The organism is Luteibacter sp. W1I16 (genome assembly GCF_050434905.1).
Classification (GTDB): Bacteria; Pseudomonadota; Gammaproteobacteria; order Xanthomonadales; family Rhodanobacteraceae; genus Luteibacter.
On sequence record NZ_JBNDJJ010000001.1, the window covers coordinates 3,911,717 to 3,936,073 of the forward strand.

Sequence of the window (24,357 nt, forward strand, 5' to 3'; positions counted from 1 at the left end):
GGGAGCCGACCTTTGGGGAGCCGACCTTTGTGGGAGCCGGCCTTGGGGAGCTGAGCCTTGTGGGAGCCGACCTTGTCGGCGATCCCGCGGCAGCGGGCCAGACCAAGGCAAGCACCCATCGCCGACAAGGTCGGCTCCCACCAGGATGGCGCCCGGCAGCTCCCCGCACCAGGCGAACCACGGGAATGCGCGAAGAGTTTATAATGCGCGGTTCCCTCTCTCCGGTACCCACGGCAATGTCCCAGGCCGCTCCCAAAGTCGGTTTCGTCAGCCTAGGCTGTCCGAAGGCGCTCGTCGACTCCGAACGCATCCTCACCCAACTCAAGGTCGAGGGCTACGAGATCGTCCCCAGCTATGGCGAAGCGGATGCCGTGGTGGTCAACACGTGCGGATTCATCGATTCCGCCGTGCAGGAGTCGCTCGACGCCATCGGCGAGGCGCTGCACGAGAACGGCAAGGTGATCGTCACCGGCTGCCTGGGCAAGCGCGAAGCGCTGATCCGTGAGAGCTACCCTGACGTGCTCGCGATCACCGGTCCGCAGGACTACGCCAGCGTGATGAGCGCCGTGCACAAAGCACTGCCGCCCGCGCGCAACAAGTTCCTCGACCTCGTGCCCGACACGGGCGTCAAGCTCACGCCCAAGCACTACGCGTACCTCAAGATTTCCGAGGGCTGCAATCATCGTTGCAGCTTCTGCATCATTCCCTCGATGCGCGGCGACCTCGTCAGCCGTCCGGTCGACCAGGTGCTGCTCGAAGCCGAGAAACTCGTGAAGGGCGGCGTAAAGGAATTGCTGGTGATCTCGCAGGACACCAGCGCCTATGGCGTGGACGTCCGTTATGCCGAGCGCGAGTGGCGCGGCAAGGCCTATCGCACGCGCATGACCGAGCTTTGCCAGGGTCTTTCCGAACTGGGCGCGTGGACGCGCCTGCACTACGTCTACCCGTACCCGCACGTCGACGAAGTCATGCCGCTGATGGCGGAAGGCAAGATCCTTCCGTACCTCGACATCCCGTTCCAACATGCCAGCCCGCGCATCCTCAAGCTGATGAAGCGCCCGGGCAACGTCGACAAGACGCTGGAGCGTATCCAGAACTGGCGCCGCGAGGTGCCGGACCTCACGATCCGCAGCACCTTCATCGTCGGTTTTCCCGGCGAGACGAACGAGGAATTCCAGGAACTGCTCGACTTCCTCCGCGAGGCGGAACTCGATCGCGTGGGCGCGTTCGCCTACTCGCCGGTGGATGGTGCGAAGGCCAACGAGCTGCCCGGGCAGATCGACGAGGAACTGAAGGAAGACCGCCTCGAACAGTTCATGGCCGTGCAAGCGGAGATTTCCGCCGCGAAGCTGCAACGCAAGGTCGGCAAGACGATCAAGGTGTTGATCGACGAGATCGATGCCGACGGCGCCTGGGGCCGGTCCAGCGCGGATGCGCCCGAGATCGACGGCGCGGTGCGTATCGACGATGGCCAGTTGCTCAAGCCAGGCCAGTTCGTCGACGTGGTCGTGGAAGAGGCCGACGCGCACGACCTCTACGGTCGCCTGGCCTGATCCCTCATGCGGCATGTGGCGCCGACGCGGGATGCGCTCGACCGGCGCGTGCTGGCGTCGCCGCCGCTGTCGCATTGGTCGCCGTTCGTCCGTTTCATCGAGGACGACGCGTGGCCGCAGGTCGAGGCGCTGAACTCGCTGTGGCCCACGCCCTCGGATTATCGCTTCGCGGCGCAGGCCCCCGGCCTGCTGGCCGATGGGCTGCACTATGAGGAACGCATCGCGCGTCTCGGCGTCATCGCCACGCGGCAGGACAACTGGCACGACCTCTTCAACGCGTTCGTATGGCTGCGGTATGGCGCGCTCAAGCGCGCGCTGAATGCGCGCCAGATGGCGGAAATCGAGGTGATGGGGCCGCGCCAGCGCTCCCGTCCGCAGTGCGCGCTGACGCATTTCGACGAAGCCGGCTTGATCGTGACGCTACGAGACCGGGCGATGCTCGATGCGTGGGATGCCCATGACTGGCACGGCTTGTTCTGGACGCATCGAGAGGCATGGCTGAGCGGCCAGGCGCGCGTCGAGGTTTTCGGCCATGCCTTGCTCGAGCATGCGCTGACGCCGGGCAAACTGCTGGTGGGTAAAGCGCTGGTGATGATGGGCGAGGGAGACGCCGCCGCTCGATGCGCGGAAGCGATCGCCGCCGGTGTCGTTCTTCGCGATCCGCAGGAGCTCCGTCCGCTTCCCGTATCGGGCGTTCCGGGATGGCATCCCGAGACGGAGGATGAGGCGTTCTACACGCGCGCGCCGTGCTTCCAGCCGCTGCGCCCCGGCCGCGTCTATCCGTCACCGCTCAGTTCGCGATAGCGAAGCTTCTCGTGTGTGTGGGAACCGGCTTTGGTGGGAGCCGACCTTGTCGGCGATGGGTGCTTGCCTCGGACTGGCCCGCTGCCGCGGGATCGCCGACAAGGTCGGCTCCCACCAGTGTGCTGCCGTGTGCTGTCGCAACCTTTCACACCAGGCCGTGGTCTCGCGCGTATTCGCCCAGCAGGCTGTCGTGATCCACGCCCAGCTTGCGCATGGCATCGCGTTTCTGCCTGCTGATCGTCTTCACGGATTTGCCTTCGCGATCGGCGATCTGCTGCAGCGACATGCCGTTGACGAACATGCGGATCACCTCCGTCTCGCGCGGTGACAGCGGTGCGCCGGGCATCGCCTCGGAGGCGTCGTCCGCTTCGTTGAGGATGTCGAGCAGCGTCTCGCTCAGATAGGTCTCGCCATCCGCCACCGCGCGCGCGGCGGTGGCCAGCTCGTCCATCGGCGCACGTTTGTCGACGATGCCGCGGACGCCGCGATTGAGCATCGATTGCAGCGCGGCAGGACGATTGATCATCGTCAACACCACCAGCGCAAGCTGCGGATACTCCTTTACGATCGTCTCGATCAGGGCGAAACCATCGTCTTGCCGATCGCTCGGCATGAGAAAATCCGTAATAACGACGTCGCAGGGACGCTCGACGAGCATGGCCAACAACTCGTCCGCAGCCTTTGCCTCACCGACCACGTCTATGTGCGCGTTCCGCAGCGCAAGGGCGCCGCCGACGAGAACCAGGGGGTGATCGTCTGCCAGAATGACCTTCAGTGGCATGCCTTGTGTTCTCCTAGTTGCGTTACACACAGCTAACTTCGAACCGATTATGCCCATGATGGTTCCCCTGACGAAGCCTGCGATGTGATCCGACGCCTGATCCTCCTCATCCTGATCGGCCTGGCCGGCCCCGCATGGGCCTTGCCGGACCGCTCGCTGACGCGCGAGGACGCGGATTGGCTGCGTCACCATCCGGTGCTCACCGTCGGCGCCTACCGCGAGGGCTACCCGCCCTTCGAGGAGCTGCGCGATGGCGAACTGGAGGGCCTGGGCCCGGATTACCTGCGTGAGATCGCGCGCGACCTGGGCGTGACCCTGCAGACACGGGTATACCCCACGTGGCCCGACCTGCTCGCCGGGCTGGCCCGCGGCGAGATCGACGTCGCCACCTCGGTCACGCCGCTGGAACAAGGCATGCCGGGCATCCGCGTCGGCGCCACCTACTTCGAATCCCTGCCTGCGCTGGTGGAGCGCGCCGACGCGCCGATCGTCCACCGGCCGGGTGACCTGCGCGGCAAGCGCCTGGCCGTACACGCGGGCTACTTCGACATGGCGGCACTGCGCCGGGAACTGCCGGAAACGACCCTGGTGGAGACGACCTCCACGGCCGATGCGTTGGCCCGCGTACGTTCCGGCGATGTCACGGCGTACCTCGACAACCCCTATTCCGCACGTGAGTTCGTCGCCCGCCTGGGATTCGACCGCGACCTTCGCGTGGGCGCTCCACTGGCCCTGCCCATCAGCGCGCTGGCGTTCGCCGTGCCGGCCGACCGGGCGCCGCTGGGGCACGCCATCGACCGTGCCGTGGGCAAACTCACCGCGGCCGACCACGGGCGCCTGCGCGCACGCTGGGTTGGCCGGGACATCGCGCCCCGACCGCGGCAGAGCGACATCCCGCTCAGTGAAAAGGAAAAGGCCTGGTTGAAGGCGCTGCCGCCGCTGCGCCTCGGCGTGGACCCCAGCTACGCACCTTTCAGCCTGTTGTCGGGGCAGGGCGAGGCCGAGGGACTGGCACTCGACTACGTCCGCGAGATCGCCGCCGAACTGGGTCTCCGCCTCACCCAGGTGCCCAGCGAAAACTGGATGGGCACCGTGGAGAGGGTGAAGCGAGGCGAGGTGGATCTCGTCGCCGCGATCAATCCGCAAAGCGCCACGTCTCCCTACCTGGAGCCCAGTGTTCCCTACCTCGACTTTCCGATCATGATCGTGACGCGCGAAGGCGCGCCGACGATGGCCGGCCGCGACGACCTCGCCGGAAAGCGCGTCTTCGGCAACGTCACCCGTGAACCGATCCGCCGCCTGCTGGCGCGCATTCCCAACGTTCAGGCCATTCCCGTCGATACCGAGGCCGAAGGGATGCGCCGGCTGGCGGCGGGCGAGGGCGACGCCTTCGTCGGCAACCTCGCGTCGGTCGACTACCACATCCGCGAGACCTTCCTCGGCCAGCTCAAGGTCGCGGCGCCCACCGGAGACACCGAAGCCATCGCGGTGGGCGTGCGTCATGACCTGGCGCCCTTGTTGCCCCTGGTCAACCGCGTGCTCGTCAACCTGCCCACTCACCGCCAGCAGGAGATCCGTAACACCTGGTTCGCCTCCCACTATGTCGTCGGCCCCACCTGGCGCGAAGTCGCGGGGCGCGTGCTGCCGTTCGTGGCGGTACTGCTGATCTCACTTATCGCCATCAGCTACGCATACCTGAACCTGCGACGGGAGACCCGCCGGCGCGAGCGGACCGAGCGACGGCTCGCCGAGGTCACGGCGCACGTTCCCGCCGTGGTGTACGAGGCCGTGCGCGGCACCGAGGGTGCCTATGCGATGAGTTACGTCGGCGGCGATCCGCAGCGCATCCTGGGCATGGAGCCCGGTGAATTGCTCACTGGCGACGCGACCATGCTGACGCCCGTGGCGGATGAGGATCGCGAAAAACTTCGCGAGGCGTTCGAACGGTCCGCGCGCGAACTCACGCCCCTGCACGTGACCGTGCGTGCGCAGGTCGGCGAGCGCATCCGCTACCTCAGTTCGGATGCCGTGCCGCTCGCGGCGGCGGATGGCAGCGTGCGCTGGAATGGTTACTGGGTGGATGTGACGGCGCAGGAACTGGCGGCGCGCGGGCTGGCCCATGCGCGTGACGAAGCCGAGGCGGCCACACAGGCCAAGAGTGACTTTCTCGCCACGATCAGCCACGAGATACGCACGCCGATGAACGGCGTGATCGGCCTGCTCGACGTCCTCGAGCGCACGCGCCTGGACGAAGGCCAGCGCAAGATGGTTTCCACGATCGAGCACTCGGCGGAGGCGCTGCTGCACATCCTCGACGACGTCCTCGATTTTTCGAAGATCGAGGCGGGTCACCTCACCCTCGATCCCCAGCCCTCGGATCTGCGCGAGATCGTCGAAGGCGCCGTGGCCATCCTTTCGGCGCAGGCCGAGGCGAAGGGTCTGTCACTGCGCGTGCACTTCGATCCCGCCCTGGCGCCCGCGGTCGTCGTCGACGACGGACGTCTGCGACAGGTCCTGCTGAACCTGCTCGGCAATGCGATCAAGTTCACCGCCAGTGGCGACGTCGCCGTGGAAGTGCACGTCGACGAACGGCACGGTTCGCGCCAGCGCTTGCGCATCGTCGTCGCCGACACGGGCATCGGTATTCACGCAGCCAAGTTGCGCCACGTCTTCGCGCCGTTCAGCCAGGCCGAGTCGTCGACGACTCGGCGTTTCGGCGGGACCGGCCTTGGCCTGAGTATCTCCCGTCGCCTGATCGAACGCATGGGCGGGCACATCGCCCTGGAGAGCGAACCCGGCCGTGGCACGGTGGTGAGCGTGACGCTGGAAGTCGCCGTGGCGGATGCCCCGCGCGTGCGGGACGAAGCCGTGTCCCCGTCGTCACTCCCGCCACGGGGTGAGCCGGGCAAGGCGCGCATCCTGCTGGCCGAGGACCATCCGGTGAACCAGGAGCTGGTGCGCGTGCAACTGGCCTTGCGTGGTTATCGCTGTGACATCGTGGACGATGGCGCCGCTGCGCTCGTCGCACTCGACGGCACCGAGTACGACCTCCTGCTGGTCGATTGCCACATGCCGCACATGGATGGCTATGCGGTGGCGCGCGAAGTACGCCGGCGGGAAGCGGGCACGGGACGCCACCTGCCCATCGTCGCGATGACGGCCGATGCGCGTGCCGATCAGCGGGAGATCTGTCTCGCAGCCGGCATGGACGATCTGCTGCGCAAGCCCATCCGTCTGGAAGCGTTTCATGCGACGGTCGAACGATGGCTCGCGAAGACGGCACCGGCCGCGCCCATGATCGACATGGAGCGCATGCGCAAGGCGTTCGGTTCGGACGAGAACATCTCGCGCGTGATACGCGCCGGCGTGGACACGACGCGCGAAGCGCTGTCACGGCTGCCCGAAGTGCTCGACCGGGCTGCCCGCGACGAAGTGGCGGGATGGATCCACCACGTGCTCGGTGGCGTGAACGTGTTCGGTTATTCGGCCGTGGCCGAAGAAGGCGAGCGACTGGAACTCGCCCTTCGTGAAGGTGCCGACGTCGACATCGTCGCCGTCGATGCCTTCGCTTCCCACGTCGCGCAATTCACCGACGGACTGGAGCAACTGGCGGTGAACACGGATCAGTCGTAGTCGACGGCGATCACGGCGAAACGGGTGCGGCCGCCCGGTAGCTCGGCGTCGAACTCGTCATCCACGCGCTTCTTCAGCACCGCGCGTGCGAGGGGCGAGTCGATGCTGATCCAGCCGAGCCGCGCGTCCGTCTCGTCCGGCCCCACGATGCGGTAGCGCACGGTGTCACCGGTGTCGACGTTCTCCAACTCGATCACGGCGCCGAAGAACACGGCATCACGTTGCGAAGGGGCGGTTTCCACCACCTTCAGCACCGGGATGCGCTTGCTGAGATAGCGCGCACGGCGGTCGATCTCGCCGAGCTGCTTCTTGCGGTAGGTGTACTCGGCATTCTCCGACCGGTCGCCTTCGGCCGCCGCGGCGGCAAGCGCCTTGACCACTTCCGGACGGACCGTATGCCAAAGGTGGTCGAGTTCGGACTTGAGGCGTTCGAAACCTTCACGGGTGATGATCGCCGTCGACGACGGCGACGGTGGACGCCACCGGCTCATGGCGAAACATTCCGTGTCGAGGCGAGCGTGGCGAGGAAGGCCTCGATGTCGCGCGCGAGGGGATGTTCCGGATAGTCGGCCAGCAGCCGGCGCGCCAGGGCCGCGGCCTCCGCGGGCTGACCGAGGCGATCGTGCATGCGCGTGGCCAGCAGGCCGTAGTGCGGCGCGCCCATGTCGCGCGGCCAGCAGCGCAGGTAGCCTTCGGCGAGATGCAGGGCCAGCCGTGACATGCCACCGTGCGCCGCGGTGTCGGCGAGCGGGCCGCAGGTGACGGTGTCGTCGGGAAGAAAGGATGGGTCGACATCGAGGCAATCCTGCACCACGCCGAGTGCCCGCCGCGTTTCGCCGCCGACCACCAGCGCGGCGATCCAGATCTGTCCGTGCACGAGAAGTTCCGGCAGGCGCTGTTGTGCACGCAGCAGTTCGCGATAGCGCAGGTGCAGGGCGGGCGGAGCCAGGCCTTCGCGCAAGCGCTCGGTGAGGATATCCGTCGCCCCGGGCACGTCGTCCCGCGCGATGAGGTTCACATGCGAGAGCAAGGTGCCATCGTCGTCGGGTTCCGCCGCGGCGGCGATCGCCATCGACTCCGGCTGGTAACCGAGCACCTCATGCTTATGGTGGATCAGTGCGCCCATCAGGTGGAAATTGTAGATCGTGAGGTAGTTGGCGATGAGGTAATAACCGAGCGTGCCGAAGAACGTGGGACCGTGGTCCTTCATCGCGTACTGCGCGGCGGCCTGGAGCAGGCTGCTGGCCAGCATCATCGCGAACAGCATGAGGTAACTGCCGCCGAGGCGGGCCACCGCCTGCACCCAGATGACGGGATTCAATGCCGCGCCCACGCCGTCGAAGGCCAATGACATCGTGATCACGGGCAGGACGAAGGCGAATAGCAGGGAGACCAGCAAACCCGGCACGCCGAAGACGAGCGGCGCGAGAACCGCGATCGCGGTGCCCGTCAACTGGATCAGGATCAGCGCGATGCTGGTCCTGTCCGTCGTGTTGATCGCCATCTCCGGCGGATCGGCGTAGCCGTCCGCGGTATGCCTAAGGCATTCGAAGGCATACGTATAGAGCGCCATCCAGCCGAGGCCGATCACCAGCAGCTTCAGCCCCGTCACCGGCAGGAAGGCGATCGACTCGAACAGCGTGATGGCGCCGATCGTGAACGGTGCCGCCCCGCGCATCGGATAACGCCATCCGATGCGGATGCGCTCGCCGAACGGCGTACTGGCGTCCGCCAGTTCGTGGCGTGGCACGCTCAGCGCTTCCCGCCGAAGATGCTGCCGAGGATGCCGCGCACGATCTGCTGTCCCGCACGCGAGCCAGCCGTCCGCACCATGGATTTCGCCATGGTCTCGATCATGCCCTGACGGCGCTTGGTGCCGAAGACGGCGTCGCGCACGGCACCGCCCCAGCCGCTGTCGCCGTCGTCCTTGCCGCCCGCCTGGCCGGCCGTTTTCACCGGTGGCGCGTCGTCCGCGCTCTTTTCGCTGGCACGGGCCGCGAGGCGTTCCTGTGCGGACTCGCGATTCACCAGGGTGTCGTACTTGCCACCCACGGGTGAGCGCGAGCGCACGGCGGATCGCTCTTCGGGCGTGATGGCCCCGATCCGGCACACGGGCGTCGCCACCAGCACCTTCTGCACGGGCGAGGGCACGCCACCGTCGCCAAGCGTGGAGGCCAGGGCCTCGCCGGTGCCCAGCGTGCCGATCGTTTCCACCACGTCGAGTTTCGGGTTGCGCGCGAACGTTTCGGCCGCGGCTTTCACCGCCTTCTGGTCGCGCGGCGTGAAGGCGCGCAACGCGTGCTGCACGCGGTTGCCCAACTGGCCGAGGATCTCGCCGGGCACGTCGTCCGGGTTCTGCGAGCAGAAGTAAACGCCCACGCCCTTGGAACGGATCAGCCGGACCACTTGTTCCACGCGCTGCCGCAAGGCAGCCGGCGCGTCGTCGAAGAGCAGGTGGGCCTCGTCGAAGAAGAACACCATCCTGGGCACGTCGAGGTCCCCCACCTCGGGCAATTGCTCGAACAGCTCCGAGAGCAGCCACAGCAGGAACGTGGAGTACAGCCGTGGCTTGAGGATGAGCGTGTCGGCGGCGAGCACGCTGATGACGCCGCGCCCGCTCATGTCCTGGCGCATCAGGTCGGCCAGTTCCAGTGCCGGTTCGCCGAAGAACGAATCGGCGCCGTCCTGCTCCAGCTTCAGCAGCGCACGCTGGATCGCGGCCACGCTCTGCGCGCTGATCAGGCCGTAGCGCGCGGAAATGTCCTTGGCGTGTTCCGAGGCGAAGCCGAGCATGGCGCGGAGGTCGGCGAGATCGAGCAACAACAGGCCTTCATCGTCGGCGACGCGGAAGACCACTTCCATCACGCCTTCCTGCGTGTCGTTGAGTTCGAGGATGCGCGAGAGCAGGGTGGGACCCATCTCCGACACCGTGGCGCGCACGGGATGGCCGGACTTGCCGTAGATGTCCCAGAACACGACGGGGTTCGCCTGCGGCTTCCAGTCGGTGAGGCCGAGCTTCGCCAGCCGGGCGGCCAGTTTCTCGGAGGGCGCGCCCGCCGCCTGCGAGAGGCCGGCCAGGTCGCCCTTGGCGTCGGCGAGGAAGCACGGCACGCCCAGCTTCGAGAAGCCCTCGGCCAGCAGCATCAGGCTTACCGACTTACCGGTGCCCGTGGCGCCGGCGATCATGCCGTGGCGATTGCCGTAGCGGGAGTCGAGTTCGACGGCCGTTTCGTCGTTCCGGCCGATCAGGATCGTGGGCATGGCTTCATCCTTAAGAATGTCCTGAACAAGTGTACGCAACGATGCGCCGTTACGGAGAAAAGTTGCGCCTGCCGCTTGAGTCCCGGAGGCCCCGGCAGTAACGTGGCCGGCATTGTCCGACCCCCGAGTAAGTGCATGTCTGTCCGTGTCCCGCGTTCGCTCCTGATCCTGCCCCTGGCCATTCTCGCCGGTTGCGCGTCGAGCGGTGCCCCCCGCTCCGGCAAGGCCACGCCGGAGGTGAATGCCTTGTACGACCGGATGAACCAGGCGAGCAAGGGCTACGAAGCCTCGATCGACCAGGCCCGGCGCGGCGACACCCCGCAGGCAGCGCAGACGCGCAAGCAGTCCCTCGACCAGCTGAAGGACGCCTCGGCACGCTGCGCCCTCACGCCGGGCTGCGACCAGCAGCGCTTCGCCGCCGTCTTCGACCGCCTGCTGCGGCTGAAGGACGGCAGCTTCATCGAGGGCGAGGACGCCGACGACACGGAGCAGGGCGCGGAAGTGGGCGAGCAGCCCGGCGACACGGCCAGTTCCGTCGCCGTCGGAGCGCTGCCGCAGGCGCAACGCGCCGTCACCATGCTCAAGGGCCAGCAGTTTTCCGACCTCATGGTCATGAACGGGCCGGTGAAAGCCGCGCTGGAAATGTGGCTGACGCAATTGCGCCCGAACCTGATGGACGCCTACGTCAACTACCAGATGATGCGCTACAAGATGTGGCCGGCCTACAAGAAGGCCGACCTGCCCGAGGCCTTGCTGTTCGGCATCATGGCGAAGGAATCCGGCGGCAAGGTGCACGCCGTGTCGCGCTCGGGCGCCTCCGGCCCGTTGCAGTTCATGTATGCCACCGGGTTGCGCTTCGGCCTGTCCAACAGCGACGGCTTCGACCAGCGCTTCGATCCGACGATGGCCGCCCAGGCCAACGCGGAATACATCGACGAGCAGCTTCGCGCGTTCAACAACAACCTCGAACTCACCCTGGCCGCGTATAACGGCGGCGAAGGACGCATGCGCCGGATCGCGGCGACGAGTCCCGGAGCCAGCTTCTACGACCCCCAGATCTACGGGCAGATGTCGGCGGAAACGCGCGACTACGTGCCGATGGTGCTCGCCGCGGCATGGTTGTTCCTGCATCCGGACAGCTATCACCTGACCTGGCCCAAGATCGACGGCGAGCCCGGCCAGATCGTGCTGAAACGCCCCGCCTCGATCAGCGAACTGACCGTCTGCCTCGGTTCCGCCCAGGGCATGCCGGAAGGCTGGTTCCGCACGCTGCGCAACCTCAATCCCCGACTCGACCCGCAAGTGAGCCAGCCGGTGGGTGCGCGCCTGGAAGTGCCCAAGCAGTTGGAGAAGGCGTATGCCTCGACGTGCACCGACGGCCCCTGGCCGATCCTCGCCAGCGACCTGCACAACGCCGTGAAGATCATCGCGCCACCCCCGCCGGCCGCCACGTCGGCCGCGCTGGCCAATGGACCGTCCACGTCGTCGTCGAAGCCGTCGTCCACCGCGTCGAAAAGCTACACCGTGCGCCGCGGCGACACCCTGGTCAGCATCGCGCGCAAGAGCAGCTGCGCGGACGTCGAAGACATCGCGCGGATGAATGGCTTGAAGGGGCACCAGTTGAAGGTGGGGCAGGCGATTCGCGTGCCCGTGTGCCGCTGACGCGAGTGCTTACGCGACGGCGTGCGGCTCGTTCGCCCAGGCCGTGCCCGTGCCGCGCCGCTCGGATGCCGACAATTCCTTGATCTGGCGCATCAGGCGCAGGATCTGCCGGTGCAGGTCCTCCATGTTCGGACGGCGCGAATCGAGCGTCTCGTGGTACACCGCGGCGATCCACAGCGCGACGCCACGCGTGGCGATCAACGGGTTTTCCGAGCGGGCCTTGGCCAGGCCGATATCCGGGCCATGACCATAGGTGCTGTAGCGTTCATCGGGCGGGGTGCCATAGAGATGCGGGAAGTCGCACGCGGCGGCTTGTTCCATCTCGCGCCGGACCAGTTGCTGCAGGTCCGCGTGGGCTCGTACCGGCAAGGCCAGGACGACACGTTCGATATCGGCGAGTTGCCGGCGAAGGCGGATTTCGCGATTGACAGCGATGAGATGGGTGACCAGACGCATGGACTACTTCCCCTAGTACGGATGCTTCTTGCGGTCCCGTGCCCTTCCCCGGTCGGGCAGCGGTCCGCCGAGAATACGCCGCCGATGCGTCAAATGTAAGACGTTTTCGTCACATTGTGACGCGGTCCGTCATTGCGCCGCGCTGGCACCGGTCCAGGTGCCGATGCGCTGGCCGACGATAACCTGTTGTTGCGGCTTGAGTTCGTCCAGGGTGTAACCCTCCGGCAACAGGAGGATGACCGTCGAGCCCATGTTGAAGCGGGCCATTTCCGCGAAACGCTCCAACTTCACATTGCGGCCGCGGCAGTCGTTGCGGATGATCTCCGAGGCGTACGGCGGAATGGCCATGCCGTCCCATACGGTGGCCACGCTGGAGACCAGGATCGCGCCGACCATCACCGAGACGAAGGGGCCGTGTTCGCCCTGGAAATGGCAGACGAGGCGCTCGTTGCGCGCGAACAGCCGCGGGATCGCCTCGACCGCGAACGGGGCCACGCTGAAGATACGGCCCGGAACATGGGTGGTGCCGGTCAGTTCGCCCTCGAGCGGCATGTGCACGCGGTGGTAGTCGCGCGGCGACAAATAGATGGTGACGAAGCTGCCGTTGCGGAACGGGACCGCCGCGGCTTCGTCGCCGAGCAGCTCCGCCGCGCTGTATTCCTGGCCCTTGGCCTGGAAGATACGGCCGTCACGGATACGTCCTGACTGGCTGATCCGCCCATCGGCCGGCGAAACGATCGCGAGCGGGTTCGGGTCGGCCTCGCGTGCCCCGGCTTTCAGCTTGCGGGTGAAGAACGCATTGAAATGCTGGTACGCGAACGGGTCCGGCTGGGCGGCCTGGCTCATGTCGACGGCATAGCGCTGCACGATCTCCCGGATGAGAAAATTCTTCCATGGAGCCCACTCCCACCGGGTCGCCTGATAGACGATCCGCGAGAGGAAGCGGTGCGGGAGGATGTATTGCAGCAGGACGTTGGGCTTCATGCGCGGGAGTATAGGGGAGACCGCCGGCTCCACCACCTTGTGCGCCGATTCGGCAACGGATGGCCTCCCTGCACGTTTCCTTCATCTGGCACGTCGATAAATCCGCGCAAGGGGGGCACGCCGTACGACGCGGCGCCGTTGGGGTAAGACAATATGAGAACGCGCAGTGCGAACGACCGTCCTGGAAAGGACGGCTGGCGACATCGTGTGCTTTTCCTGGCCGTCGCGGCGAGCCTCGGCGCTCCTTCCGCCTCCATCGAGGCACAAACCGTACCGCTGGCGGCCTACGACCCCGTCAACAACGACACGAAGGTAGGTCAGACCGTCGTCGCGGCGGGCGGCACGGTCACCATCTCAGGTAACCAGCAATTCCAGGCCGGCGACACCGGAACACGCAACACGACGCTCGGAGCCCTGGACAGCCTGGGCCGGCTGATATCCGGAACGCAATGGATCGGCGCGCCACGTCTCAACCCCGGTTCGCAGAACTTCGGTGTCAGCGTGCCGGACCCCATCACCGGTGGGCGCCGTGTCGTTTCCGCCTATAACACCGCCAACCTGTCGCCCTTGGGCGCGATCGGGCTCGACACCACGGTGCCCGACGTGGTCAACGTGAACGACCAGCAGTACATCGACGCACGGGTGGGCACGGTCACCTCGGCAGGCGGATCGCTCGCGGTGAACATCGGCACCGCCGGCGCGGCGACCGACGCGGCGACCAATGGCTGGACCATGGCGGCGAAGCAGACCTCGCTCTTCTATGCCGACGGGACCGGCGGCGTCGCGAGCAACCTCGACTGGACCTCGAACAACCGGATCGCCTTCACCGGTGAGGTGGCCAACCCGACGCTGCCGCAGACCTATGGCGTGAGCTTCGTCTCCCACTATGGTGGCACGTTCAACGTCACCACCACCGACGGAGCGACCACCACGCACACCGTCACCAACGATGCCCAATTGCGCGAGTACAACGATTTCCTGATCGCGCAGATGCAAGCCGGTAACCTCGACCCGACGCTCTATGCGGGCTTGTTCGCCAGGGGCTATACCTCGACCACGGAACAGATCGTCTATGGCATCACGGCGGACAGCCCGCCGGACGAGGTCGCCCAGCCCATCGGCAACCGCATCGTGATGCACCTGGTCGGGCCCGATGCCCACGGCACGATCGCGTCGGGTGCCACGCTGGAAGTGGTCAATGCCAACAACGGCGCGGTACGCGGCGAGGCCGGGGCCACCGTCACCGTGAACGGCACGCTGGCGACCACGCATACCTCGGGCGATGGTTCGGCGGTGATCCTCACCGGGGCCAGCACGGGCACGAACAATGGCGTGATCAATGGCAACTTCTTTCGCAGCGTGGCCGGCACGATCGTCAACAGCCCGTTCGGTTCCAACGTGGTCGATGTGCAGGCGGGCAGCAGCTTCGACAACGCCGGCATCCTCAATCTCGCCACCGGCTCGACCAATGGCGCGGGCAAGTCGACCGGCATCCGGCTCGGCGCCGGAGCCACGGGAACCAACAGCGGCATCGTCAACGTGGGCGTGACCGGCTCGCGCTCGAATGGATCGATGGACGGCATCTACCTCAACGACGCCACCGCCCGATTCACCAACGCCGCGGGCGGGACCATCTATATCGGTCGCGGCCCGCAGACCGATCCATCGGTGCCCGCCGCCGACGTCGGCGTGAACCAGGGCACGATCACCACGGGCATCAACGTGCCGACGGCCGCCACCGTGACGAACCTGGGCGGCATCACCATCGGGACGTTGACCCAGAACGCGGCCGGCATCCTCGTCACGGCGCCGAATGCCGTCGTGAACAATGCAGGCACCATCGACATCAATGGACGTGCGGCGGCGGTGCCGCGCGAGAACGTGGGCATTCTGGCGCAGAACGCGGGAGCGGGCGGCGCGATTTCCAACAGTGGCACGATCAACCTCAATGGTGTGAATGGCACCGGCGTCAAGGCGTTGTCGACGGCCGGCGTCGCGTCGCTGGTCACCTCCACCGGGACCATCAACGTCGCCGGTGGCGCCGATCCGTCCAGTGGCACCCGCAACATCGGCGTATGGGCGGAAGGGCAAGGCCTGGCGACCGCGCGGGCGAACGTGCAGGGTGCGGTGAACCTGTTGGGGGATGGCGCGATCGGCATCCATGCGCGCGGCCGGGCCACGGTGGATGTCGCCGCGGGCGCGGCGCCCGCCTTCGACAGTGGCAGCAAGCAGATTGGTTTCTTCGCGTTCGGCGACAACGCGCATATCAACGTCAACGGCGGCTCCACGCTCGACGTCTCGACGCCGCAGTCGACCCTGTTCCGGCTGGACAGTGGCGCGGATTTCGACGGCACGGGCCTGACGATGAGCGTCTCCGGTGCGCAAGCCACTGGCGTGCTCGGCAGTGGCGGTGGTTCCGTGCTCAATACGCGTAACGCCAATATCACCGTTTCCGGAAGTGGCGCGCAGGGTGTGATCGCGGAAGGCGGTGCGGCCGGGACCATCGACGCGGCCACCACGATGTCGTTGACGGGTCCCGGCGCGATCGCAGGCATCGCGGACGGACAGAAGCACGATCTCACCGGAGCCAATAGCGGTTCGGTGGTCCCGAGCACGTCGTTGGCCAGCTTCGCGGCGCTGAATTCCGCGCAAGCCGGTGTCATCGGTTACATCGCGCGCAATGGCGCGTCGCTTTCGAACGCCGGCGCGATGCATTTCACGGGCGCCAACGCGACGGGCTTTATCGTGGAGACCGGTGCGGCGGCGACCAATACCGCCGCCGTCGACCTCGGCGGCCCCGCCGCCACGGGCGCGATCCTGCGCACGGGTGGCACGTTCGCCAACAACGGCACGATCCACGTCGGCAGCGGCACCGGTGTGCGCGTGGAAGGCGCCGGTACACAACGGCTCAATCCCGCCGGTTCGATCACGGTGGACGACGGCATCGCCGGTGTGCAACTGATCGACGGTGCGGGGCTGGTGTTGGGCGCCGGGGATTCCGCCATCGTCACCCGCGGCAGTGCGCATGGTGTTCTTCTCGATGCCGGCGCCTCGTCGCTCGTGGCCAACGGCACGACGATCACTACGCTGGGGTCGGGCAACGCGATCGAGAACGCCGCCGAAATCGGAGCCATCACGCTGGCGGGGGCCACGCTGCGCGTCGGCAACGGCGCCGGATTACGCACCGCCACCGCGATCGATCCCGCTTCATCGGCCACCGTGGAAATCGATGGATCAGGCACGGGATATGCCTTCCGCCATGCCGACGGCTCGGTGACCAGCGGGAACCTGGATATCGGACCGGGCTTCGTCATCCATGGCAATGGCGCGGGCGCGACCGGTATCCAGGCCTTCACCACGGGCGAGGTCACCAGTGCGGCCACCGTGGATATGCGCGATGCGGCGGGTGGCTCGGCCCTGGTCGCGGGAACCGCCTCGTCGGTGACGAACCGTGGCCGTCTCACCTCGGCCAGCACCGTCGCGCCCGTCGTCGACCTCGCCAATGGCGATGGCACGGCGTTCGCCAACACCGGCACGATCTCGGCGGTGACGCCCTCGGCGCAAGCGATACGCGGCAGCGCTGGCAACGATGTGGTGACCGTGGCGGCCGGCGCGATACGCGGCGACATCGCGTTGGCCGGTGGCACCGATACCTTCGCCTGGAGCGCGGGCACGCTCGACGGTGGCCTGACCATGGGGAACGGACCCGGTAACCAGGCAACCGTGGGCGCGGTCGATACGTCGACCACGTATCACCTGCTCGCGGGCGGTGGTGGTGGCAACACGCTGTCCTTCGACGGCACCGAGGCCCGCGGCGGTTCCTTCGCCGCCGACGCGCTGGGCAAGGGCGTGAACCTCGGTACGGGCTGGAACACCATAGCCTTCGCCGACGGCGCCGCTTTCACCCTCACCGACAACCTGCGCCTGGCGAACAGCGATGTGACGATCGATCCGACCTCGACCCTGTTCGCGGGCGACAACGTGCATCCCGTGATCGCGGGCGGATCGCCCGGTTCGGCAAACGTATCGAACGCGGGCACCATCGATCTCACCAACGGCGCAGGTTCACCGGGCAACAGCCTGACCATCGATGGCGACTACGTGGGTGCGGAAGGTGGCTCGCGGCTCGTCACCCGCCTCGATGAAGGCGGGCCGCTGGGCGCGCAAGCGACCGATCGCCTCCTGGTACAAGGCGATGCGTCGGGCGAAACGATCATCGACGTGACGCCCGCCGCCCTGAGCAGCGGTGCGCTGACCGATCTCGACCACAGCGGCTATGTGGGATCGGGCGAGGGCATTTCGATCGTGCAGGTGGCGGGCGCGTCGACCGGCGGCGCGTTCCGACTCAAGGGTGGTTATCTCGCGTTCGGGCCGTGGCAATACGGCCTTTACGCGTTCCAGCCAGGCGCCAGCGATGCCGGCCAACGCGTGGTCGGTGGCCCGACCGGCGGCGATGCCTTCTGGGATTATCGACTCGCGAACGTGCTGGTATGCGATGGGCCCTGTCCTCCACCGACCACCGAATCGCCGGCACCGACGCCGGCGGCGGGCGTGGCCTATATCGCTCCACCCGTGCCCACCGGTCCGCTGGCCGAGGCGGATGCGCGGCCCGCCGTGGTGCCGCAGGTTCCCGCTTATATCGTCTCGCCGTCGGCGCTGGCGATCTACGGCTATCGCACGGTCGACAACCTGCATCGCCGCCTCGGCGAAATCCGCGACATGGACGATCTCGGCGAAGGCCTGGGTGGCGAGCCGTTCGTGCGTTTCATGGGCGGCGATTACAGCTACTCCACCGATCGCTCCTTCCATGAGTACGGCTACGATTTCGATGTCGATACGCGCGCGGTGCAGGTCGGCATGAACATCTTCGCCCTCGACGCCGACCGGTCGTCACTGCGGGCCGGCATCGCGTATACGCACGGTACGACGCGGCTCGATCCCAAGGCGGCCGATGGTTACAGCCATGCCAAGTTCAATTCCAACTCGATCGCCATGTTCGTCACCTGGCAGCAGCTCAACGGCTTCTATGTCGACGTGGTCGCTTCGGGCGATCGCCACCAGGGCGATGTGGACACCGCGCGTGCCAAGGATGTCGCGCGCGTGCGTGGTTCCGGGTGGACCGGATCGATCGAGACCGGCTACCCGTGGAAATTCGACAGTGGCTGGGAGCTCGAGCCGCAATTGCAGTTGACCCGGCAGCACATCGGCTTGCGCGACCAGGTGGACCTCGACGATGTGACGACGCGTTACAACGCCTTCGAACAGACCATTGGCCGGGTCGGGTTGCGCCTGGATCGCACCTGGACCACCGATGCCGGCCGCAAGGCGACGCCCTATGCGCGGCTCAACTACATACGTGGCTGGGGCGGTCGTTCCGACGTGACCGTGGGGGCGCAGGGTTACGATATCTCGCAACAGTTCACCGGCGGTTCGTTCGGACGGATGATGGAGATCGGACTGGGCGGGACGTTCGCATGGGCGAACCGCATATCGCTATACGGCGAAGCCGACTGGCAGAAGAACCTGGGCGATGCGGGGGCGCGAGGCTGGTCGGCGAACCTTGGCGTTCGTTGGGACTTCTGACGTTTTCGCACGCCGTATCGCGGACAGGGTCCGCTCCCACCGAGTAGGCACCAGCTCGCTAACAGCGCAGCGCTTGCTTGGTGGGAGCGGACCCTGTCCGCGATAGGCCTCACCGTTTCATTGCTATCCGGTCCGTCAGGAAATCGATGAACGCGCGCACGCGCGGCGGTACGAACCGGCTGTGCGGATAGAGCAGGTTGTAAGGGCGGGAACGCCCCGCCAGCTCGGGCAACACCTCGACCAGGGAGCCCTCGGCGAGATCCTTCTCCACGATGAAACGGTAGGTCTGGAAGAGGCCCGCGCCCGCGCGGGCCAGGGTCACGCCACCGAGCACGTCCTCCGATACCGTGAACGCGCTTTCCGCCTCGAACTCCACGTCTTCACCCTCTTCCCGGAACAACCAGGGGATACGCCGGCCGCTGCTCGGCAGGTCGAACTGGATGCACTCATGGGCGGCCAGGTCGGCCAGCGAGCGTGGCACGCGATGCGTTTCCAGATAAGCGGGCGTGGCGACCAGCACCAGTGGCGCATCTTCGAGGTGACGCAGGATCAGCGTGGAGTCCGCCTGCGGCCGCACGCGGATGGCGAGATCGAAGGCCTCGTCTGAAAAACCGATGTTGCGATTGCTGATGTGCAGGTCGAAGCGCACGTCCGGATGCTCGCGGTGGAAGTCGGGCAGCATCGGCAGCAGGCGATAGTGCGCATACGTGGTCGGCACGCTGATGCGCAGCCGTCCGGACAGCTGCGCCTGCTGCCCACTGGCGAGGCGCTCCGCGTCGGCGAACTGGGAAAGCGCTTGCCGGCACTGTTCCATGTAGATGCGGCCCGCGTCGGTGAGCCGTATCTGCCGGGTGCTGCGGACGAACAGGCGAACGCCGAGGCGTGCCTCCAGCCGGGCGACCGAACGGCTGACGGCGGCCGGCGTCACGCCCGCCGCCGTGGCCGCGGCGGTGAATCCACCCAGCTCGCCGGCCAGGCAGAACAGCTCGACGCTGCCGAGCATCAGGTCGTCGAATTGCCTGTGCATCGATTACACCATGTAATGATTCAATTGCTTCCGATCTTATTTATGCGCACCAGGCGTGGCAATAGATTGTGGATCAGCCCGGAACGCCTGTTCCGGAACCCTGACCATCTTTGGAGCAAGCACCATGAGCACCCGTCAAACCGTCATCGTCACCGGCGCCTCCAGCGGCCTCGGTTTCGCTATCGCCAAGGCCTTCCTCGACCTCGGCTACAACGTGGTCGGCAACGGCCGCAGCCAGGCCCGCCTGGACGAGGCTGCCGCGTCGCTCGGCCATCCCGACCGATTCCTCTCCGTCGCCGGCGACATCGCCCTGCGTGAGACCGCCGAGCGCCTGTTCGACCACGCCATCGAGGCCTTCGGCCAGGTCGACGTGCTGGTCAACAACGCCGGCATCTTCATCGCCAAGCCCTTCGCCGAATACACGACCGACGAGATCGACACGCTGATCGACACCAACCTGCGCGGTTTCATCTACCCGTCCCAGGTCGCGGCGCGCCACATGTCCGCACGCAAGAGCGGACACATCGTCAACATCACGGCGAGCCTGGGCTTGCAGCCGGACCGTAACGTGCCTTCGGCGTTGCCCGTGCTGATCAAGGGCGGCCTCAACGATGTCACGCGTGGCCTGGCGATCGAACTGTCGCCGCATAACGTCAAGGTGAGCGCGGTCGCCCCCGGCATCATCGAGACCCCGATGCACGCACCGGAGACCCATGGCTTCCTGAGCGGCTTGAACCCGATGGGCCGGCTGGGCCGCCCCGAGGACATCGCCGAGGCGGTGGTCTACCTCGTGACCAGCAAGTTCACCAATGGCGTCGTGCTGCCGGTCGATGGCGGTTCGAGCGCCGGCCGCTGGTAAGCCATCATGCCCTACGTCAACGTTCGCATCACGCGGGAAGGCAACACCCCCGCGCAAAAGGCCAAAGTGATCGCGGAGATCACTGAAACGCTCGAACGCGTGCTGGGCAAGTCGCCGGAGCTGACCCACGTGGTGATCGACGAGGTCGCAATGGAGGACTGGGGATATCGCGGTGTCCCGACATCGCGATTGCGCGGTCCGAATCCCGGCACGTAACGGGAGCGGCGGCCCGGGCGGTGACGTCCGGGCCGCCGGACCGGCGCGGCGGGGAGATTCCTTCCAAGCCAGCCGGCGTCACGGCGGTGAATGCTTCGGGCTTTGGCAAGGACGGAACCCATGAGCAAACTCACCACCGCGTTCGGCGCGCCCGTCGTCGACGACAACAACACCATGACCGCCGGCCCGCGCGGGCCGGCTCTGCTGCAGGATGTCTGGTTCCTCGAGAAGCTGGCGCACTTCGATCGCGAGGTGATTCCCGAGCGCCGCATGCACGCCAAGGGTGCCGGTGCCTTCGGTACCTTCACCGTGACCGGCGACATCACGAAGTACACCCGGGCGAAGATTTTCTCCCAGGTGGGGAAGACCACGGAGATGGTGGCGCGTTTCTCGACGGTGGCCGGTGAGCGCGGGGCGGCCGATGCCGAACGCGACATCCGCGGCTTCGCGTTGAAGTTCTACACCGAGGAAGGCAACTGGGACCTCGTGGGCAACAACACGCCCGTCTTCTTCATCCGTGACCCGCTGAAGTTCCCCGACCTCAACCACGCCATCAAGCGCGACTCGCGGACGGGGCTGCGCAGCGCCGACAACAACTGGGACTACTGGACCCTGCTGCCCGAGGCCCTGCACCAGGTCACCATCGTGATGAGCGAGCGGGGCATCCCGAAGTCGTTCCGCCACATGCACGGCTTCGGCAGCCATACCTATAGCTTCATCAACGCGAACAACGAGCGTTTCTGGGTGAAGTTCACCTTCAAGACCCAGCAGGGTATCCAGAACCTCACGGATGCCGAGGCGAAGGATGTCGTCGGCAACGACCGCGAAAGCAACCAGCGCGACCTGTACGAGGCGATCGAGCGGGGCGAGTTCCCTCGCTGGACGATGTACGTGCAAATCATGCCCGAAGCCGAGGCAGCGACGACGCCATACAACCCGTTCGACCTCACCAAGGTCTGGCCGCACGGCGACTATCCTCTGATCGAGGTCGGTGTGATGGAACTCAACCGCAATCCCGAGAACTTCTTCCAGGACATCGAGCAGGCTGCTTTCGCCCCCGCGGTGATCGTGCCGGGCATCGGCTTTTCGCCGGACAAGATGCTCCAGGGCCGCCTGTTCTCCTATGGCGACACGCAGCGCTACCGCCTGGGCGTGAACTACGCGCAGATCCCCGTCAACGCCGCGCGATGCCCCGTGCATGCCTACCACCGTGACGGTGCGATGCGCGTGGATGGGAACGGTGGCGGATCGACCCACTACGAGCCGAACAGCCACGGTGCCTTGCAGGCCCAGCCCGATTTCTCGGAGCCGCCGCTGCATATCGCCGAGACCGCCGCCGCGCGCTGGAACCATCGCGAGGACACTGATTATTTCTCGCAGCCGCGGAAGCTGTTCGAGCGGATGAGCGCGGCGCAGCGGCAAGTCCTTTTCGACAACACCGCGCGTGCGATCAAGGGCGCGTCGGCACCGGTCGTGCAACGTCACATCGCCAATTGCACCGCCTGCCATCCCGACTATGGCAAGGGCGTGGCCGGGGCGATCGCGGCGCTGGGTTGACCGGCGCCGCGACGGCCGCTATGGGCTGGCGGGGACGATCGGCAACTCCAGGTAGGTGCCGTTCTCGCCGTCGCGAACGATCTTCTGCGTGGCCTTGCGATAATCGCCGGGTTTCGCGTTGAAGATGTTCGGCACGAAGGTCTGCGGGTTGCGGTCGTACAACGGGAACCAGCTCGACTGGACCTGCACCATCACGCGGTGCCCGGGCTGGAACACGTGGTTCACCGTCGGCAGCGGGAAGCGGTATTCCAGCGGCTTGTCCGGTGTCAGCGCCACGGGCTTGTCGTAGCCTTCGCGATAGCGCCCACGGAAGATCTCCATGGCGACCGGTAGCTGGTAGCCCCCCATCGACGGCTTCTCCTCGACCTCGTCGGGATAGACGTCGATCAGCTTCACGACCCAGTCGCTGTCCGTGCCGCTGGTGGAAGCGAGCAGGTGCACCAGCGGTTCGCCGGACACGCCCATCGGCTTGTCGAGCACGGGCGATACATAGGTGAGCACATCGGTACGGGTGGCGAACTGGCGCTGGTCGTCCACGAGCCATTCCGGCCAGGAATCCTCGCGATCGGCCACGCCGTGCGACCACGACTGGATCGGCCGCACGCGGTAGGGCACCGGCTTTGCGGGATCGGAAACGTACTCGTCTTCGCCCTTCGCGGGTGCCGTCGTGGCGAGGCCGCCGTCGGCCTCGACGAACCAACGCTGCATCGCCGGCACGCAGCCGGTGCGGCAGGCCGACGGCCAGGTATCGAGCTGGCGCCAGGTGTTCTCACCGGTGACGAAGGCGTTGACCGGAGCGATGTCCGCCTTCGGCGCATCGTCCTTCAGGTATTGAGCGAGGAAGGGTCGGAGGATCTTCTGGCGGAACGTGGTACCCGTATCGCTGCCCAGGTCGATCGCGCCGATGGTATCGCCCTTTTCCCAGGTCTTGGCATGACGCCACGGACCCAGCACGAGCCACAACTTCGTGTGCCCGGGATCCCGTGGGGCGAGCGCGCGATACACGGCCATGTCGCCGTAGTTGTCTTCCTGGTCCCACAAGCTATGCACCAGCATGGTCGGTACGGTCATTGGCTCCTTCGCCGCGACCTTGTCGATCGCCTGGTCCGACCAGAAGCTGTCGTATGCGGGGTGGGCAAGGATCTTCTGCCAGAAGCCGAGCGCTTCCATGCCATAGGCGCGACCGATGTCACCGGCCGAACCGCCCTGAAGGTACAGGTCGTAATCGTCGCGGTAGCCCGTGGTCCACCCAATGTCGCTGCCGCGCGAGTTCACCATGCCGTAGATGTACGGAATCATCTGCTGGCGGAACGCGCCACGGTGGAACCAGTCGTCACCCATCCAGCCGTCGATCATCGGGTTGATCGGCACGGCCACCTTGAGCGCGGGATGCGGACGGATCGTGGCGACCATCGCCTCGAAGCCGTCGTAGGAGATGCCGATGATGCCGACCTTGCCGTTCGACTCCGGCACGTGCTTCACCAGCCAGTCGATGGTGTCGTAGATGTCGGAGGATTCGTCGACGGGGGTGGGATTGCCGCGCCCGATCGGCGGCCGGTTCATTACGAAGTCGCCTTCGGAACCGTTCTTGCCGCGGATATCCTGGATCACGCGGATATAGCCGTCCTGCACGATGATGTCGGCTGGATTGTCGTAGCCGCGCAGGGCCGGTCCCAGGTGCGGACTGTCGCTGCGATGTCCCATGCCGTCGGCGCCATAGGGCGTGCGCGTGAGCAGGATGCCAGCGTGTTTCGTGCCCTTGGGCATGAGGATCACGGTATGCAGCTTGACGCCGTCGCGCATCGGGATTTCGACCGTTCGGCGCACGTAGTCGAAGCCGGGGTTCGTCGGCGTGAAATGGGCCGGCGTCTCCGTCGGCAGTTCTTTATAGGTCTTTTCGCCGCCGACCGCCGGAGTCGCGAGGACTCCGGCGGCAAGCGCGACGATACCCAGTCGCAGTAGTGGATGCATGGGCTTCCCG

Annotated in this window: 16 protein-coding genes; 8 read left to right on the top strand and 8 right to left on the bottom strand. The window is 66.5% G+C overall.

Going from position 1 to position 24,357, the window contains the following annotated elements; genetic code table 11:
* Positions 1 to 236 precede the first annotated feature (236 nt).
* Together rimO and QFZ41_RS17225 are read left to right on the top strand one after the other, a co-directional pair.
* Positions 237 to 1,553 (top strand): 30S ribosomal protein S12 methylthiotransferase RimO, encoded by a 1,317-nt coding sequence (rimO, locus tag QFZ41_RS17220; RefSeq protein ID WP_429200287.1) that lies wholly within the window; start codon positions 237 to 239, stop codon positions 1,551 to 1,553.
* Between the two features lie 6 nt (positions 1,554 to 1,559).
* Entirely contained in the window at positions 1,560 to 2,357 is a 798-nt protein-coding gene (locus QFZ41_RS17225) for a DUF3025 domain-containing protein (RefSeq protein ID WP_429199855.1), read from the top strand.
* A 145-nt stretch (positions 2,358 to 2,502) separates the two neighbouring features.
* On the opposite strand, the gene QFZ41_RS17230 is transcribed toward QFZ41_RS17225, so the two are convergent.
* Complete coding sequence (locus QFZ41_RS17230) at positions 2,503 to 3,138, bottom strand: response regulator (RefSeq protein ID WP_429199856.1); 636 nt, start codon at positions 3,136 to 3,138, stop codon at positions 2,503 to 2,505.
* A gap of 84 nt (positions 3,139 to 3,222) precedes the next feature.
* On the opposite strand from QFZ41_RS17230, the gene QFZ41_RS17235 reads away from it, so the two are divergent.
* Complete coding sequence (locus QFZ41_RS17235) at positions 3,223 to 6,771, top strand: ATP-binding protein (protein ID WP_429199857.1); 3,549 nt, start codon at positions 3,223 to 3,225, stop codon at positions 6,769 to 6,771.
* On the opposite strand, the gene greB is transcribed toward QFZ41_RS17235, so the two are convergent.
* The 3 genes from greB to QFZ41_RS17250 are packed head-to-tail and all read right to left on the bottom strand — an operon-like array spanning position 6,762 to position 10,032.
* On the bottom strand, positions 6,762 to 7,262 hold the full coding sequence (greB, locus tag QFZ41_RS17240) for a transcription elongation factor GreB (RefSeq protein ID WP_429199858.1): 501 nt from the start codon (positions 7,260 to 7,262) through the stop codon (positions 6,762 to 6,764). The genes QFZ41_RS17235 and greB overlap by 10 nt on opposite strands.
* Positions 7,259 to 8,521, bottom strand: coding sequence for a hypothetical protein (locus QFZ41_RS17245; protein ID WP_429199859.1), 1,263 nt, complete (start codon positions 8,519 to 8,521; stop codon positions 7,259 to 7,261). The genes greB and QFZ41_RS17245 overlap by 4 nt, the downstream gene beginning before the upstream one ends.
* A gap of 2 nt (positions 8,522 to 8,523) precedes the next feature.
* Positions 8,524 to 10,032: a helicase HerA-like domain-containing protein gene (locus QFZ41_RS17250; RefSeq protein ID WP_429199860.1), complete on the bottom strand. Its 1,509-nt coding sequence runs from the start codon at positions 10,030 to 10,032 to the stop codon at positions 8,524 to 8,526.
* Positions 10,033 to 10,167: 135 nt separating this feature from the next.
* Here QFZ41_RS17250 and QFZ41_RS17255 point away from each other — a divergent pair, with 135 nt between their 5' ends.
* Entirely contained in the window at positions 10,168 to 11,694 is a 1,527-nt protein-coding gene (locus QFZ41_RS17255) for a transglycosylase SLT domain-containing protein (RefSeq protein ID WP_429199861.1), read from the top strand.
* Between the two features lie 9 nt (positions 11,695 to 11,703).
* Here QFZ41_RS17255 and QFZ41_RS17260 read toward each other — a convergent pair whose 3' ends face one another.
* Both QFZ41_RS17260 and asd read right to left on the bottom strand, forming a co-directional pair.
* On the bottom strand, positions 11,704 to 12,150 hold the full coding sequence (locus tag QFZ41_RS17260; RefSeq protein WP_429199862.1) for a hypothetical protein: 447 nt from the start codon (positions 12,148 to 12,150) through the stop codon (positions 11,704 to 11,706).
* A gap of 129 nt (positions 12,151 to 12,279) precedes the next feature.
* The gene (gene asd / locus QFZ41_RS17265) at positions 12,280 to 13,134 is read right to left on the bottom strand and encodes an archaetidylserine decarboxylase (RefSeq protein ID WP_429199863.1); all 855 of its coding nucleotides are present in this window, start codon (positions 13,132 to 13,134) and stop codon (positions 12,280 to 12,282) included.
* A 153-nt stretch (positions 13,135 to 13,287) separates the two neighbouring features.
* Here asd and QFZ41_RS17270 point away from each other — a divergent pair, with 153 nt between their 5' ends.
* Positions 13,288 to 18,717, top strand: a complete 5,430-nt coding sequence (locus tag QFZ41_RS17270) for an autotransporter outer membrane beta-barrel domain-containing protein (protein ID WP_429199864.1) — start codon at positions 13,288 to 13,290, stop codon at positions 18,715 to 18,717.
* Between the two features lie 109 nt (positions 18,718 to 18,826).
* On the opposite strand, the gene QFZ41_RS17275 is transcribed toward QFZ41_RS17270, so the two are convergent.
* Positions 18,827 to 19,744 (bottom strand): LysR substrate-binding domain-containing protein, encoded by a 918-nt coding sequence (locus QFZ41_RS17275; protein ID WP_429199865.1) that lies wholly within the window; start codon positions 19,742 to 19,744, stop codon positions 18,827 to 18,829.
* 124 nt (positions 19,745 to 19,868) lie between these two features.
* Here QFZ41_RS17275 and QFZ41_RS17280 point away from each other — a divergent pair, with 124 nt between their 5' ends.
* From QFZ41_RS17280 to QFZ41_RS17290, 3 genes are all read left to right on the top strand, one after another.
* A complete protein-coding gene (locus tag QFZ41_RS17280) occupies positions 19,869 to 20,603 on the top strand; it encodes an SDR family NAD(P)-dependent oxidoreductase (protein WP_429199866.1) in 735 nt (244 codons plus the stop codon).
* A gap of 6 nt (positions 20,604 to 20,609) precedes the next feature.
* Complete coding sequence (locus QFZ41_RS17285) at positions 20,610 to 20,819, top strand: tautomerase family protein (protein WP_429199867.1); 210 nt, start codon at positions 20,610 to 20,612, stop codon at positions 20,817 to 20,819.
* Between the two features lie 90 nt (positions 20,820 to 20,909).
* The gene (locus QFZ41_RS17290; RefSeq protein WP_429199868.1) at positions 20,910 to 22,376 is read left to right on the top strand and encodes a catalase; all 1,467 of its coding nucleotides are present in this window, start codon (positions 20,910 to 20,912) and stop codon (positions 22,374 to 22,376) included.
* A gap of 18 nt (positions 22,377 to 22,394) precedes the next feature.
* Here QFZ41_RS17290 and QFZ41_RS17295 read toward each other — a convergent pair whose 3' ends face one another.
* Positions 22,395 to 24,347, bottom strand: coding sequence for a CocE/NonD family hydrolase (locus tag QFZ41_RS17295; protein WP_429199869.1), 1,953 nt, complete (start codon positions 24,345 to 24,347; stop codon positions 22,395 to 22,397).
* Positions 24,348 to 24,357 lie beyond the last annotated feature (10 nt).

What these genes read in the sequence shown, in the direction of transcription:
- rimO (WP_429200287.1), top strand. Translation starts at nt 237, where the DNA reads ATGTCCCAGGCCGCTCCCAAAGTCGGTTTCGTCAGCCTAGGCTGTCCG.
- QFZ41_RS17275 (WP_429199865.1), bottom strand. Translation starts at nt 19,744, where the DNA reads ATGCACAGGCAATTCGACGACCTGATGCTCGGCAGCGTCGAGCTGTTC.
- asd (WP_429199863.1), bottom strand. Translation starts at nt 13,134, where the DNA reads ATGAAGCCCAACGTCCTGCTGCAATACATCCTCCCGCACCGCTTCCTC.
- QFZ41_RS17260 (WP_429199862.1), bottom strand. Translation starts at nt 12,150, where the DNA reads ATGCGTCTGGTCACCCATCTCATCGCTGTCAATCGCGAAATCCGCCTT.
- QFZ41_RS17225 (WP_429199855.1), top strand. Translation starts at nt 1,560, where the DNA reads ATGCGGCATGTGGCGCCGACGCGGGATGCGCTCGACCGGCGCGTGCTG.
- QFZ41_RS17255 (WP_429199861.1), top strand. Translation starts at nt 10,168, where the DNA reads ATGTCTGTCCGTGTCCCGCGTTCGCTCCTGATCCTGCCCCTGGCCATT.
- QFZ41_RS17290 (WP_429199868.1), top strand. Translation starts at nt 20,910, where the DNA reads ATGCTTCGGGCTTTGGCAAGGACGGAACCCATGAGCAAACTCACCACC.
- QFZ41_RS17230 (WP_429199856.1), bottom strand. Translation starts at nt 3,138, where the DNA reads ATGCCACTGAAGGTCATTCTGGCAGACGATCACCCCCTGGTTCTCGTC.
- QFZ41_RS17295 (WP_429199869.1), bottom strand. Translation starts at nt 24,347, where the DNA reads ATGCATCCACTACTGCGACTGGGTATCGTCGCGCTTGCCGCCGGAGTC.
- QFZ41_RS17250 (WP_429199860.1), bottom strand. Translation starts at nt 10,032, where the DNA reads ATGCCCACGATCCTGATCGGCCGGAACGACGAAACGGCCGTCGAACTC.
- greB (WP_429199858.1), bottom strand. Translation starts at nt 7,262, where the DNA reads ATGAGCCGGTGGCGTCCACCGTCGCCGTCGTCGACGGCGATCATCACC.
- QFZ41_RS17280 (WP_429199866.1), top strand. Translation starts at nt 19,869, where the DNA reads ATGAGCACCCGTCAAACCGTCATCGTCACCGGCGCCTCCAGCGGCCTC.
- QFZ41_RS17285 (WP_429199867.1), top strand. Translation starts at nt 20,610, where the DNA reads ATGCCCTACGTCAACGTTCGCATCACGCGGGAAGGCAACACCCCCGCG.
- QFZ41_RS17270 (WP_429199864.1), top strand. Translation starts at nt 13,288, where the DNA reads ATGAGAACGCGCAGTGCGAACGACCGTCCTGGAAAGGACGGCTGGCGA.